At 43.9% G+C, this 13644-nt stretch carries 10 protein-coding genes and 2 pseudogenes; 11 read left to right on the top strand and 1 reads right to left on the bottom strand.

Annotated elements, in window-relative coordinates; genetic code table 11:
• Positions 1 to 9: 9 nt before the first annotated feature.
• The 4 genes and pseudogenes from gltB to ACEE75_RS09380 form a co-directional block, all read left to right on the top strand.
• Positions 10 to 4518, top strand: coding sequence for a glutamate synthase large subunit (gene gltB, locus ACEE75_RS09395; protein WP_447575310.1), 4509 nt, complete (start codon positions 10 to 12; stop codon positions 4516 to 4518).
• Between the two features lies 1 nt (position 4519).
• Positions 4520 to 5965 (top strand): glutamate synthase subunit beta, encoded by a 1446-nt coding sequence (locus tag ACEE75_RS09390; RefSeq protein ID WP_447575311.1) that lies wholly within the window; start codon positions 4520 to 4522, stop codon positions 5963 to 5965.
• 419 nt (positions 5966 to 6384) lie between these two features.
• Positions 6385 to 6729 (top strand): annotated as a pseudogene (locus tag ACEE75_RS09385) (CHAP domain-containing protein); the annotation flags it as partial.
• Positions 6730 to 6831: 102 nt separating this feature from the next.
• Positions 6832 to 6983 (top strand): annotated as a pseudogene (locus ACEE75_RS09380) (phage tail protein); the annotation flags it as partial.
• Positions 6984 to 7012: 29 nt separating this feature from the next.
• Here the strand turns inward: ACEE75_RS09380 and ACEE75_RS09375 are convergent.
• Positions 7013 to 7348, bottom strand: a complete 336-nt coding sequence (locus ACEE75_RS09375) for a winged helix-turn-helix transcriptional regulator (RefSeq protein ID WP_447575312.1) — start codon at positions 7346 to 7348, stop codon at positions 7013 to 7015.
• A 145-nt stretch (positions 7349 to 7493) separates the two neighbouring features.
• Between ACEE75_RS09375 and ACEE75_RS09370 the strand changes: the two genes are divergently transcribed.
• The 7 genes from ACEE75_RS09370 (at position 7494) to ACEE75_RS09340 (ending at position 13643) form a co-directional block, all read left to right on the top strand.
• Positions 7494 to 8315, top strand: coding sequence for an MBL fold metallo-hydrolase (locus tag ACEE75_RS09370; RefSeq protein WP_449164923.1), 822 nt, complete (start codon positions 7494 to 7496; stop codon positions 8313 to 8315).
• Between the two features lie 45 nt (positions 8316 to 8360).
• Positions 8361 to 9182 carry an SIR2 family NAD-dependent protein deacylase gene (locus tag ACEE75_RS09365; RefSeq protein WP_449164922.1) on the top strand — a complete coding sequence of 274 codons (822 nt, stop codon included), beginning with the start codon at positions 8361 to 8363 and terminating at the stop codon, positions 9180 to 9182.
• Positions 9170 to 9916 (top strand): protein-ADP-ribose hydrolase, encoded by a 747-nt coding sequence (locus ACEE75_RS09360; protein ID WP_449164921.1) that lies wholly within the window; start codon positions 9170 to 9172, stop codon positions 9914 to 9916. The genes ACEE75_RS09365 and ACEE75_RS09360 overlap by 13 nt, the downstream gene beginning before the upstream one ends.
• A 75-nt stretch (positions 9917 to 9991) precedes the next feature.
• A complete protein-coding gene (locus ACEE75_RS09355; protein WP_449164920.1) occupies positions 9992 to 10981 on the top strand; it encodes a zinc-binding dehydrogenase in 990 nt (329 codons plus the stop codon).
• Entirely contained in the window at positions 10956 to 11405 is a 450-nt protein-coding gene (locus tag ACEE75_RS09350) for a MarR family winged helix-turn-helix transcriptional regulator (RefSeq protein WP_449164919.1), read from the top strand. The genes ACEE75_RS09355 and ACEE75_RS09350 overlap by 26 nt, the downstream gene beginning before the upstream one ends.
• A complete protein-coding gene (locus ACEE75_RS09345) occupies positions 11398 to 12129 on the top strand; it encodes an ATP-binding cassette domain-containing protein (protein ID WP_172021104.1) in 732 nt (243 codons plus the stop codon). Before ACEE75_RS09350 ends, ACEE75_RS09345 begins: the two co-directional genes overlap by 8 nt.
• Entirely contained in the window at positions 12129 to 13643 is a 1515-nt protein-coding gene (locus tag ACEE75_RS09340; RefSeq protein WP_449164918.1) for an ABC transporter permease/substrate-binding protein, read from the top strand. The genes ACEE75_RS09345 and ACEE75_RS09340 overlap by 1 nt, the downstream gene beginning before the upstream one ends.
• The last annotated feature ends 1 nt before the right edge of the window (position 13644 follow it).

Here is a 13644-nt window from a genome sequence, read left to right as displayed (position 1 = left end):
GTAAACATTATGAAAGAATCTGCCTTAAGAGCGCAAGAAACAACTCTTTGGAATCCTTCTTTTGAATCAGATGCCTGTGGTATGGGATTTGTGAGTCAAATTGAAGGTAAGCAGAGCCATACCTTAATTGAGTATGCCTTGACCATGCTTGAACGCATGAATCACCGTGGTGGGACAGGAGCTGAACCTGATACTGGTGATGGTGCTGGTATCTTATTGGGAATGCCGGATAAATTTTTTAGAAAAGAAGCTAAACAAGTTGGGGTTGATATGCCAAACCTTGGTGAGTATGCTGTTGCACAGTTGTTTTTGCCGCAAGATAGAGTAGAAAAAGAAGCGCTAGAAGAGGTGTTGGAAAAATCTTTTTCTCAAGCAGGTTACTCCTTGCTGTTTAAGCGTGATGTTCCGTTTAGGTATGAACACTGTGGACCGACTGCGCAAGCTATTATGCCAAGTTTTGTTCAATTTGTCATTGGTAAGCCTGAACACATTGAAGGAGGGCGTCCATTTGAAGATGCTTTATTTGCTTTACGTCGTCAACTAGAAAAAACGATCACAAATGAGGATTTCTTTATTTGTTCATTATCTAGTAAGACAATTGTCTATAAAGGGATGTTACATGCTTTTCAGGTTGGGCTTTTTTATCCTGATTTGACAGATGAGCATTTTCAATCTCATATTGCATTGACACATTCACGTTTTTCAACCAATACTTTTCCATCGTGGGATCGTGCACAGCCTTTTCGCTTTTTAGCGCATAATGGTGAGATTAATACGTTACGTGGTGCTGAAAATTGGATGCATAGTCATCAAATTGAAATCTATAACGAAGAAAATTCGGACTCAGCTAAGTTAGAGAATTGTTTGGAGTACCTTTATCGTCATGGTCGTGATATTCCGCAAAGTTTATTGATGATGGTCCCAGAAGCGTGGGGACCAGATTCGGGACTAAATGACGAATTGAAGGCTTTCTATGAATATGCCTCAAGTTTTGTTGCACCTTGGGATGGACCGGCTGCCCTTGTTTTCACAGATGGTGATATGGTTGGGGCTCGCTTGGACCGTAATGGTCTTAGACCAAGTCGCTATTCACGTACCAAAGATAATTTCCTGATTTGTTCAAGTGAATCTGGTGTTGTGGATCTTGAGCCAAGTCGTGTCGTTGAAAAAGGTGTTCTTGGACCTGGTAATATGATGTTGATTGATACAAAAACAGGTCGTCTTCTTAAAAACGAGGAAGTTAAAAACTATTATGCGACACAACATCCTTATCAAGAATGGGTGAAGGAAAATATGACGCTGTTGAGTGATATCGAAGCCGCTGAACCACAAGACTTGGAATACGATATTAATACCATGTGGAAGCTTTTTGGCTATACCGATGAAACTTTGCGCAGTGTGATTCTTCCTATGGCAGAAAAAGGGGAGGAGCCTGTTGTTTCAATGGGGTATGATAGTCCTCTAGCTGTTTTGTCTGACAAACCTCAGTCTTTATTTACCTTCTTCAAGCAACAATTTGCTCAAGTCACTAACCCTCCGATTGATGCCATTCGTGAACAAATCGTGGTATCAACAGGAGTTTATTTAGGGGCAGATGGTGATATTCGTCGAGATGGTAAAGATAACTGTTTGAAGATAAAAATTGATAGTCCTGTATTATCTAGTCAAGACTTTGCTAAAATTGCCAGTCTTTACAGTTCAACACACAAAAGCCGTATTTTATCTACCGTTTATCATTTGGATACAGGGATTCAACAGGCCCTATCAGATCTTTTTACTTTGGCAGAGGCAGCTTTGGATGCTGGGGCAACTATTTTAATCTTATCAGATCGAGGAGTTAAAGGGGAAAATCAAATGGCATTGCCAATCCTTTTAGCTGTATCTGGTCTTTATAATGCTATGGTAGCAAAAGGTAAGGCTAGTCAGTTCTCGATTGTAGTGGATACAGCAGAGGCTTTTGAAGTTCATCATTTTGCGACTTTGGTTGGTTATGGTGCTGCTGCCATTCATCCTTATGGTGCTTATGCGAGTTTATTAGAATTTGGTCAGGATAGTCATGGTTTAGAAAACTACCGTAAAGCTGCTGAAAAAGGGATTGTGAAGGTCATGAGCCGAATGGGAATCTCAACTATCCTAGGTTATAAAGGCGCTCAATTATTTGAAGCACTTGGTCTTTCCTCTGATGTTGTAAACCAATACTTTACGGGAACAGTTAGCCGTATTGAAGGTTTGTCTCTTGAACAAATTGAAAAAGAATACAAGGCACGCACAGACTTTGCATTTGGCTCTCGAAGTGAGGACTATTTACCATCAGGTGGAGCTTATCAGTTTAAGACAGATGGGGAATATCATCTTTTTAATCCAGAATCAATTTATAACTTCCAACAGGCTGTTAGAAAAGGCGATTACCATCTCTTTAAACAATACAGTCAGCAGTTAGATAAAGAAGCTCTAGAGCGACCAACAACCTTGCGGTCCACATGGGAATTTGCATCGGAACGTCCTGCTGTTGCTTTATCTGAAGTTGAACCTGCGGAGTTAATTGTGAAGCGTTTCAAAGTAGGTGCCATGAGTTTTGGTTCTTTATCAAAAGAAGCACATGAAACCATTGCAGAAGCTATGAACCGAATTGGAGCTAAGTCTAACTCTGGTGAGGGTGGAGAAAATCGTCAGCGTTTTAAACCTCAAGCTGATGGACGGAATGTCAACTCCAAAATTAAACAAGTGGCCTCAGGGCGTTTTGGAGTAAATGCAGAGTATTTGATGTCAGCTGAAGAGCTCCAAATTAAGTTAGCTCAAGGAGCTAAACCTGGTGAGGGCGGTCAATTACCAGGACAAAAAGTCTTTCCGTGGGTTGCTGAGATTCGTGGAGCAACGCCAGGTGTTCGTTTGATTTCCCCTCCACCACATCATGATATTTATTCTATCGAAGATTTAGCTCAGTTGATTTATGATCTTAAGGTGATTAATCCTTATGCAAAAATCAATGTGAAGCTAGTGTCTTCTACAGGTGTTGGAACTATTGCGACAGGATGTGTGAAGGCTGGTGCAGATAAAGTGGTGATTTCAGGTTATGATGGTGGAACCGGTGCTTCTCCTCGTAACTCTGTTCGTGATGCTGGGCTACCTTGGGAGATGGGCTTAGCAGAAGCACATCAAACATTGTCTTTGAACCGCCTACGTCAACGAATGACTTTGGAAACAGATGGCAAGCTGATGACAGGTCGCGATTTGGCTATTGCGACACTGTTAGGAGCTGAGGAATATTCTTTTGCTTCTTTGGCTCTAGTTTCTGTAGGTTGTGTGATGATGCGCGTGTGTTCTCTTAATACCTGTCCAGTAGGTGTTGCCACACAAAATCCTGAGTTGCGTCAGCATTTTGCAGGGAAACCTGAGCATGTTATTAATATGATGTTCTTCTTAGCAGAGGAGCTTCGAGAATATATGGCAGAGCTTGGATTTAGATCTATTGATGAAATGGTTGGTCATACTGAAGTTTTAAAAGCTAAGGTGATGTTGGATGAAAAAGCTAATTCTCTTGATTTTTCAAGAATTTTAGGAACAAGCTATGGTATTGAGCGTAAGGTTGAAGATCCATTTTTGGACCCACGTCAGTGGCGTGAGTTAGATGGATTTGCACAAGCCGCTATTGACAGTAAGACTTCTGTGACCATCAAGGGTGATATCAATAATGTTCAACGATCTGTTGGCGGCCGTATGGCAGGATGGATTGCTGAGCGATATGGTAATACCAGTTTAGAGGCTGGCTTATTGAAGTATGAGTACACTGGTATTGCTGGACAAAGTTTTGCAAGTTTCATCACACAAGGAATGGAATTAACCTTGATTGGAGAAGCTAATGACTATATTGCTAAGTCAATGTCAGGTGGACGCTTAATTGTGAAGCCACCGCATGATGCTGCCTATGATGTTGAAAACTCTCCAATTGTAGGTAACGTTGCCTTGTTTGGAGCAGTAACAGGTGAAGCTTATTTTGCTGGACGTGCAGGGGAGCGTTTCTGTGTTCGTAACTCAGGTGCTAAGGTCGTTGTTGAAGGGGTTGGCGCCCATGGTTGTGAGTATATGACAGGTGGTGTTGCTGTTATTTTAGGTAGCACTGGTCGTAACTTTGCAGCAGGTATGAGCGGTGGAATCGCTTATGTTTATGATGCAGATGGTGACTTTAAGGATAAAGTCAATACTGAAATGGTTGATCTTTATTCTTTAGGGGAAACACGTGGAGACCATGTGTTGAAAGAAATGATTGAAAAACACTATCACTATACAGGTAGCGCTAAAGCAAAACGCCTTTTAGAAAATTGGGAAAATGAAGAACAGAAATTTGTGAAGGTTTATCCATCAGAGTTCCATGACATCAATGATATCGCTTATGCTCTTAAACAGCGTGGACTAACAGGTTATGAATTAGAATTACATACCTTTGAAGTGGCTACGGGAGCTCAGAGTACAGCTAAAGAGCGAGAAGAATTATTGGCTAGCGTAAGAGGAGGTTACTAAAATGGCAGATCCCCATGGATTTTTAAAATATGACCGTAAGGATAATCCTTACCGTCCTGTTGGTGAGCGTATCTTGGATTTTGAAGAGTTGCAAGTCCCTCTATCTGAAGAAGAGCGACGTCAACAGGCTGCACGTTGTATGGCTTGTGGTATTCCATTTTGCCACCAAGGGACTTTTTATGGTGGCGGTCGAGCTGTTTCAGGTTGTCCGAATGATAATCTTATCCCAGAATGGAATGATTTAGTCTTTCGTGGTGATTTTAAGCGTGCCTTTGAACGCTTATCGCGTACCAATCCTTTACCAGAGATGACAGGTCGAGTTTGTCCTGCTCCTTGTGAAAAAGGATGTACCGAAGGATTGAATGGTTCAGGTGTGACCATCCATGATAATGAACGCTTTATTATTGATACCGCTTTTGAAAATGGTTGGGTAGAAGAGTCAGGACGTCCCAAGGAGCGTACAGGATTTAAGATTGCGATTGTTGGCTCAGGTCCGGCTGGTTTATCGGCTGCTTGGCGTTTAAATAAATTGGGGCACTCTGTAACGGTTTATGAACGTTCCGATCGCTTTGGTGGGTTGTTGATGTATGGTATTCCAAATATGAAGTTGGATAAGTCTATTGTCCAGCGCCGTATTGATACGATGAAAAATCTGGGTGTGACCTTTATTGCCAATACAGAAATTGGTCGGGATATTACAGCTGATGACCTGTTAGCACAATATGATCGTGTGATTTTGGCGACAGGAGCAAGTGTGCCACGTGATTTACCTGTTCCAGGTCGTGAACTTTCAGGCATTCGCTTTGCCGTGGACTTTTTAACCGACGTCACCAAGAAAGTTTTAACCAGTCCAGACAAGAGTTTAGAAAAATCGCTTGCTGGTAAACACGTTTTAGTGATTGGTGGTGGAGATACAGGAAATGACTGTATTGGGACAGCTGTACGTTTAGGTGCAGCTAGTGTCAAACAGCTAGAAATTACTCCTCAACTTCCTGATGAACGCTTGCCTACTAATCCATGGCCTCAGTATCCTATGATTAATCGCATTGGTTATGGGCAAGAAGAAGCTAAATTTGTACAAGATGAGCCTCTGACAGCTTATGCCACTTCGACTACAGCTTTTGTTGGAAATGATGATCATCAAGTCATTGCTGCAAAAACAGTTCAAGTGGGACCTGGGTTTGAGCCGATTTCAGGAACAGAAACAGAGATTAAGGCAGATCTTGTTCTCTTAGCTATGGGCTTTACAGGAGCAGAAACCAGTTTGTTTGATGCTTTTGGTGTTCGTAGTGTTTATGACGATTATACAACGACTAATAAAAAAGTGTATGTGGCTGGAGATGCCCGTCGTGGCCCAAGTCTTGTGATTTGGGGGATTCGTGAAGGGCGTAAGACAGCAGAAAAAATTGATCAAGAATTACGTTGTGCGGTAAATGAGACAGCTTGATCATTCTATTTGGGGTAATGAGAGAGTTTCCTTAAATAAAACCGCTTTAACCTTAAAGTAGCTTATCTGGCAACTAAAGCCTAAAGTTCCTGTCACATTTTTAATATAATCGCTATTGCTTTGTCATATTGCTTGAGTATGATAGACCTATCAAAACGTGAGAGGAAATGATAATAATGTTTAAAAATAAAATGAAATCAACTTTAGCTTTAGCAGCTGTATCAGGAGCAGCAATTTTTACTGGCGCTTCAGCTAGTGCGGATCAATGGGGCGCTCCTTATGGACAGGACTATGGTTATTCACAAGATCCTGTGGCCACTTATATGCCAGAGCAAGTAGCACAAACCTACGCTGGAGATAGCAGCTATGCAACAACAGATACAACAAGTACCACAACTAGTACAGTAGCGGCTACCACAACAAGTAGCTCATCTAATAATACTTATCCTGTTGGTCAATGTACTTGGGGTGTTAAAGAGTTGGCTTCATGGGCTGGAAATAACTGGGGAAATGCAGCTGATTGGGCGGCTAGTGCAGCTGCAGCTGGATTTACAGTAGGAACAACACCGCAGGTCGGTGCGATTGCGGTATGGAATGATGGTGGTTATGGCCACGTTGCCTATGTGACGGATGTTCAAAGTGCTAACAGTATTCAAGTATTAGAATCTAACTATAATGGGAATATGAGTATCGGAAATTATCGTGGCTATTTTGACCCAACGACAGCTCAAGGAACAGTATCTTACATCTATCCAAATGCTTAACAGGCTGGATAGGTGATAAACTAAAAAGAGGGATTAAGCTTGTGGCTTAATCTCTCTTTGGTTTATCTCTGAAGTTTTCTCATCAAACCTGCATTACATTAAGAAGAAGGAAAGAGAGCAGTCGGTTTTAAATTGTCCAATGGCATTGAGATTCCTAAAGAGTTTAAAGGCGAATTCAAGTTTGCTCGCCAACGTTGCAAATTAACAGGAGAAATCCTAGGAACTTTTTTGTGGTCAAAGGTGACTACTTGTAAGTAACAAAACTAGCTTGGAAGATTCTAGGCTAGTTTTGTTGTGTTTTGTACCATTCTCCCCAGTCCCACATAGAATCAAGGATGGGTTTCAAGGAGTGCCCCAGTTCGGTTAGAGAGTATTCCACACGGGGCGGGACTTCTGGATAGACCTTGCGGTTCACAATGCCTTTTGCTTCAAGGTCTCGCAGGTTGCTGGTCAGGACCTTCTGGCTAATGGAGCCAATGGAACGTTGTAACTCGCTAAAGCGTTTGGTGCCACCCATCAGATCGCGTAGGATGAGAATGTTCCACTTGCTACTAATCAGTAGCAAGGTTGTTTCAATAGGGCAAGCTGGCAAGTCTAATGGTAATTTTTTACTGGTCATAGCTTTCTCCAAAATTTTTTCAAAAAATATAAGTCGGTTAGTTCTTGAAAATATGCATTTCTTACCTTAAGGTAACTACCGCACTTTAAGGTGTATACTTTCCAAAAGATACTGACAATGATAGTATATAATCATGGCATGAAAAATGCAAGAAGAAATTTACATGGAGGTCATTGATATGACAATTACAAGCAATACATTCGATAAAGTTACCGTTCACACTTACACTGCTCCTGAAGATGGAGCAATGGTAAATACACATATTATTGAAACAGAGGCACACTTAATTGTGGTAGATACCCAGATGCTTCTACCATATGCTCATGAGGTGAAAACATTTGTAGATAGTCTGAAAAAACCAATTGAAATGGTCATCATTTCTCATGGACACCCAGACCATTGGTTCGGCACAGCTGTCTTTGAAGGGGAAAAAGTGTATGCGATTCAGGAAGTGTTGAATGAGATTCAAGAAACTGGACCAGCAGCGATCGAACGGAATAAGGCAGTTTTGGGAGATTTGGTTCCAAGCCAAGCAGTTATGCCGACGCTTGTTTTGGCTGAGGGTGATGTTACGCTCGATGGGGTTACGATTCGTGTGACAAAAGTGGCCGATACTGAAAGCAGTTTTATCACTACTTTGGAATTGGTTGAGCAAGAAGTTATCATTGCACAAGATATTGTTTATAATAATGTTCATCTCTTTGTTGCTCAACAGGAGTTGGAAAATTGGAAAGCTGTTGTAGCGGATTTGAACAACCGTAATTGGACTCTAGTGTTACCAGGGCATGGTCTGCCAACGACAAATGCAGTTTTTGGGCAAATGATTAACTATCTCAATCTAGCACAGGAAAGTTTAGCTCATGCAGAATCATTCAGTCAATACAAAGCAGCTGTCATGGCAGGTTTTCCAGACTACAAGGGTGAAGTATTGATAGACCTAAATGAACAATTTTGGGGTTTGAACTAATTATCTACAAGAGGGTGGCTCCCTCTTTTCTATTTGGAGGAAACAATGAAACAAGAAAAAATTGATAAGGCCAAGAAATTGCTTGCAGAAGCGGATGCGATTGTGATTGGAGCGGGTGCTGGGCTGTCCAGTGCTGCGGGCTTGACCTACTCAGGACAACGTTTTGAGGAACATTTTGCCCCTTTTATCAAGGCCTATGGGCTGACAGATATGTATTCCGCTGGATTTTATCCCTTTGCGACTGAGGAGAAGAAGTGGGGCTACTGGAGCCAGCACCTCTACCTCGATTGCTATCAAACGGGTAGCTTACCACTCTATCAGGATTTGTATGAACTGGTGGCGGACAAGAATTACTTCGTCATCACGACCAATGTAGATAGTCAGTTTGAAAAGGCGGGATTTGACAAAGAAAAACTCTTTGAAGTTCAGGGAAATTTCGGGGAGTTTCAATGCTCGGTGCCTTGTCATGATGGCGTTTATAATAACCAAACAGCCTTGGAAATCCTGCTTGCCAACCGTCAGGGTTTGGAGGTTAGAAGTGAAGATATCCCCAAATGTCCTAAGTGTGGGGCAGACATGATGAGCCGCTTGAGAATTGACCATCGTTTTGTCGAAGATGCTACCTGGCATAGGCAAGAAAAGGCTTATCTGGATTTTTTGCAGGCCAATGCTGACAAGAACATTGTCTTTTTGGAACTGGGTGTGGGCTTCAACACGCCAACTATCATCAAATTCCCCTTTGAACGCTTGAATCAGACCCTGCCAAGTGCCAGTCTGATTCGGGTCAATCTAGAAGACCCAGAGCGTGAGGGGATTCTGACCTTTCATCAAGATATGCAGGAGGTGGTAAGGGCATGGAAAAACTAGAAAAAATGATTCACTATCTGGCGCCTGACTTGGAGCTACCTCAGACTCAGAAAGAGCAAGAATGGGCCTTGCGAGCCTTAATGAACATCTGGGAGCCCAAGGTTATGCCAGCAGAGTTTTGGACCTTGCAAGATACCCATTTACAGGAAAAATTGGCTCAGAAAAACCTGACGAGTCTATCCGACTTGCAGGAGGTGGAGCCGCAGATCTATCTCTGGCAAGGTGACATTACCAGTTTGCAGGTAGATGCTATTGTCAACGCGGCCAACAGTCAGCTCTTGGGTTGCTTTGTGCCACATCACCGATGTATTGACAATGCTATCCATTCGCAGGCGGGGCTTCAACTGCGGCTGGCTTGTTACCAGCTCATGAAGGCTCAAGGGCACTTGGAAGCAACAGGTCAAGCAAAGATAACGCCAGCCTACAATCTACCAGCCAACTATGTCATTCATACGGTTGGGCCGATTATTCAGACAGAGGTTAGTCCACAAGATCAAGCCTTGCTCGCCTCTTCTTATCAAAAAAGTTTGGAAGTGGCTTTGGAAAATGGGCTGACCAGCATTGCCTTTTGTTGCATCAGCACAGGCGAGTTTCGTTTTCCCAATCAGCTGGCTGCGGAGATTGCGGTAAAAACGGTTCGGGATTTTGTCCCAAAACACCCGCACATCAAGGTTGTCTTCAATGTTTTCAAGGATTCGGACCGTGAAATCTATCAAGAACTCCTGCAGAGATAAATAGTCAAAAATATTGACTATCTTTCTTTTTCTGTTATAATAGTAAAAAAGATTGACTAATGAAAGGGAGTTCCTATGAAGGCTATTGTGGTTTCAAAAGCTGGTGGGCCAGAGGTTTTGGAAGTAAAAGAAGTTGCCAAACCGCAGGTGAAACCAGGTTGGTCCTTGGTAAACATCAAGGGCTTTGGTATCAATCATTCGGAGATTTTTACTAGACAGGGTCTGTCACCAAGTGTTGTCTTTCCGAGAATTTTAGGGATTGAATTGGTCGGCGTCATTGAGGAAACGACGGAGCCAGACAGGTTGCCAGTTGGACAAAGAGTTGTATCCATCATGGGTGAGCTGGGTCGAGCCTTTGACGGTGGTTATGCAGAGTACGCCCTGGTGCCTAATCAAATCCTCTACCCTGTCCAGACTGATTTGGACTGGGCAGAACTAGCTAGTGTCCCTGAAACCTACTACACTGCCTACGGTTCCATGAAAAATCTCAAGCTGGAAGCGTCAGATCGGATCTTGGTGCGTGCGGGGGCTAGCGGGGTTGGACAGGCTCTTGTCAAATTAGTGCGGAGCCAGTTTCCAGACCTGCCTATCTACGCTTCTGTCCGCAAGCTAGAAAAGACCGATAAACTGTTGGCCTCTGGTTTCAGCCAAGTCATCCTCGAAAAAGACGGGCGTTTGCAGACAGACTTGACCTTCGGCAAGATTCTTGAGCTGGTTGGTCCTGCTACTCTAGCGGATTCCTTGGCTCATCTGGAGGAGGGCGGCATTGTCTGCTCGACGGGGCAGCTGGGTGGTAAGTGGTATCTGGAGGACTTTGACCCCATTGAGCAGTTGCGGCAGAATATCTATTTGACTACTTTTTATTCGGGCAATGTCAATCAGGACAAGTTGCAGGAGATGTTTGACTACCTAGCTCGTTATCAGGTGCCAGTTGGGCCTGAGAAGATTTTTTGTTTGGATACCATACAGGAGGCTCACCGCTATTTAGAGGGGGCGGAGGCTTTTGGCAAGGTGATTGTGCTCAATAGGGAGGAAGATGATGACAGAATTGAGACAGCGGAGTAAGATACTTGCTCAGATTTTTTACAATCAGGATGGTCTATATGAGGACTATGCAAGGAGGCAGGGGCTAAACGGCAAGTGCCTATCGATCCTTATGTGGCTTTATTATTATCCCGGAGGTGTGACACAGAATTTGGTCAGTAAGAAGACTTACTCTAGCAAGCAGGTGGTTAATGCCACCATTAAGAAATTTCTTGATAAGGGCTATGTCTTTTTTGAGGAAAATCCGGCAGATAAGCGGCATAAGAAGGTCAAGCTGACTGAGGAAGGCCGTGTCTATGCCAGTCGGATTTTGGATCCCTTGGAAGAGGCAGAAAAAACAGCCCTGTCCCAGTTCAGCTTGGAAGAACAGGGGCAGTTACTGGACCTCTTTGGTCGCTATGGACAGGCCTTGACGGAAATCTTAGGAGGAGAAACCAATGATTGAGTACCAAAATGTGTCCCTGACCTGTCAGGTCAGCGGGCCAATCTTGAAAAATTTGACCTTTGACATTCAAGAGGGAGAATTCTTTGTTTTGATTGGACCAAGCGGTAGCGGAAAAACAACCACGCTGAAACTGATCAACCGCCTGATTGAGCAGACAGACGGAGATATTCGGATTCAGGGCAAGCGGCTGAAAGACTTTGACCTACGAGAACTACGTTTGGAAACTGGCTATGTTCTGCAACAGATTGCTTTATTTCCAAATATGACAGTGGCTGAAAATATCGCTCTTATTCCTGAGATGAAGGGGATGAGCAAGCAAGATATTCTAAAAAAATCCAGAGAGCTTTTGACTAAGGTAGGTTTGGATCCAGATAGTTATCTGGGGCGTCTACCCAAGGACTTGTCTGGGGGAGAAAAACAGCGGATTGGGATTCTGCGAGCGATCATTGCCAATCCCAAGGTCTTGCTGATGGACGAGCCTTTCTCAGCCCTAGACCCTATTAGTAAGGGGCAGTTGCAGGACTTAATCAAAGACTTGCATGAAGAGTTCAAGATGACAACGGTTTTCGTCACGCATGATATGGACGAAGCGGTTAAGTTGGCAGACCGTATCTGTTTGATGAGGGCAGGAGAAGTGGTCCAGTTGGGCACGCCTGATGAGCTCCGCAATCAGCCAGTCAATGACTTTGTTGTTGAATTTATGAAAAATCGGGGAGGTGCCTAATGGATCAGTTGGTAACAACCTTTCTGGAACGCAAGGCGGACTGGCTGACAGCCCTCTTTGAGCATCTGCGGATTTCCCTTCTGGCCTTGATTATCGCCATTGCCATTGCGGTGCCACTGGGCTTGGTCTTGTCCAACAAGAAAAAGCTGACCGAGTGGAGTTTGCAGGTGACAGGCGTTTTCCAGACCATTCCCTCCTTGGCACTTCTGGGGCTCTTTATTCCATTTATGGGGATTGGCACGCTGCCTGCGGTGGTGGCTCTGGTTATTTATGCCATTTTCCCCATTTTGCAGGGGACTTTGACCGGACTTTCGGAAATCGATCCCTCGCTAGAAGAGGCTGCGACAGCCTTTGGGATGACCAAGCTAGAAAAACTACGTAAGTTTCAGTTGGCTCTGGCCATGCCTATTCTCATGTCTGGTATTCGGACGGCGTCCATTATGATTATTGGAACGGCAACGCTTGCTGCCTTGGTCGGTGCAGGCGGTTTGGGCTCTTTTATCCTCTTGGGAATTGACCGTAATGACTCAGCCCTGATTTTGATTGGGGCGGTGTCGTCGGCCGTCTTGGCAATCCTCTTTGGCTCGGTCATCAAGTTCTTGCAGGATAAGAAGCCACGGACCATTCTGGCGGCTCTCTTGGTGACTCTCTTGGCTGTCGGAGTCAGCTATGTGCCGTTTAATCAATCGTCATCGAAAAAGCTGGTCATCGCTGGGAAATTGGGTGCCGAGCCTGAAATCCTCATCAATATGTACAAACTCTTAATTGAAGACAAGACGGATATCGAGGTGGAGCTGGAGCCAAACTTTGGTAAGACCAGCTTCCTCTACGAAGCCCTTAAGTCTGGCTCGATTGATATTTACCCTGAGTACACTGGTACCATTACGACCACTCTTTTGACGAGTCCGCCGTCTGATCTGTCCAACAATCCTGAGGAGGTTTATACCTACGCAAAAGAAGCGATTTTGAAGCAGGATAGCCTGGTTTATCTGGCTCCGACAGACTTTCAAAACACCTATGCCTTAGCTGTGACGGAAGACTATGCTCAGAAAAACGGTCTTGAAAAGATTTCGGATTTGGCAAAAGTGCAGCAGACTGCTGTCGCAGGCTTCTCTTTGGAGTTTAATGACCGAGAGGACGGGAATATCGGTCTGACCAATCTGTACGGCCTAAACCTCAATGTCAAAACCATGGAGCCTGCCCTTCGCTACGAAGCTATTAAAAATGGAGATGTGCAGCTAGTTGATGCCTACTCAACGGATAGCAAGATTGTTTCTTACAAGCTGAAAATCCTGGAAGACGACAAAGAGCTCTTCCCACCCTATCAGGCCGCTCCGCTATTGACCAAAGAAACCTTAGAGAACTATCCTGAGTTGGAGCAAGTTTTGGGGGTTCTTTCGGGCAAAATATCGACCGAGGAAATGACCCAGATGAACTATGCGGTCGATGTGGAAGGCGAGTCGGCAGAGCAAGTGGCGAGGGAATATTTAGAACAAGAAGAATTGTTAAAATAGG

This window comes from Streptococcus sp. 11273D007BT (genome assembly GCF_053547195.1).
The sequence above is the reverse complement of the archived record's forward strand: the minus strand, read 5'-3'. Positions and strand labels throughout refer to the sequence as shown.

Coding starts and splice junctions, on each gene's coding strand:
- gltB (WP_447575310.1), top strand. CDS start 10: ATGAAAGAATCTGCCTTAAGAGCGCAAGAAACAACTCTTTGGAATCCT.
- ACEE75_RS09390 (WP_447575311.1), top strand. CDS start 4,520: ATGGCAGATCCCCATGGATTTTTAAAATATGACCGTAAGGATAATCCT.
- ACEE75_RS09375 (WP_447575312.1), bottom strand. CDS start 7,348: ATGACCAGTAAAAAATTACCATTAGACTTGCCAGCTTGCCCTATTGAA.
- ACEE75_RS09370 (WP_449164923.1), top strand. CDS start 7,494: ATGCAAGAAGAAATTTACATGGAGGTCATTGATATGACAATTACAAGC.
- ACEE75_RS09365 (WP_449164922.1), top strand. CDS start 8,361: ATGAAACAAGAAAAAATTGATAAGGCCAAGAAATTGCTTGCAGAAGCG.
- ACEE75_RS09360 (WP_449164921.1), top strand. CDS start 9,170: ATGGAAAAACTAGAAAAAATGATTCACTATCTGGCGCCTGACTTGGAG.
- ACEE75_RS09355 (WP_449164920.1), top strand. CDS start 9,992: ATGAAGGCTATTGTGGTTTCAAAAGCTGGTGGGCCAGAGGTTTTGGAA.
- ACEE75_RS09350 (WP_449164919.1), top strand. CDS start 10,956: ATGACAGAATTGAGACAGCGGAGTAAGATACTTGCTCAGATTTTTTAC.
- ACEE75_RS09345 (WP_172021104.1), top strand. CDS start 11,398: ATGATTGAGTACCAAAATGTGTCCCTGACCTGTCAGGTCAGCGGGCCA.
- ACEE75_RS09340 (WP_449164918.1), top strand. CDS start 12,129: ATGGATCAGTTGGTAACAACCTTTCTGGAACGCAAGGCGGACTGGCTG.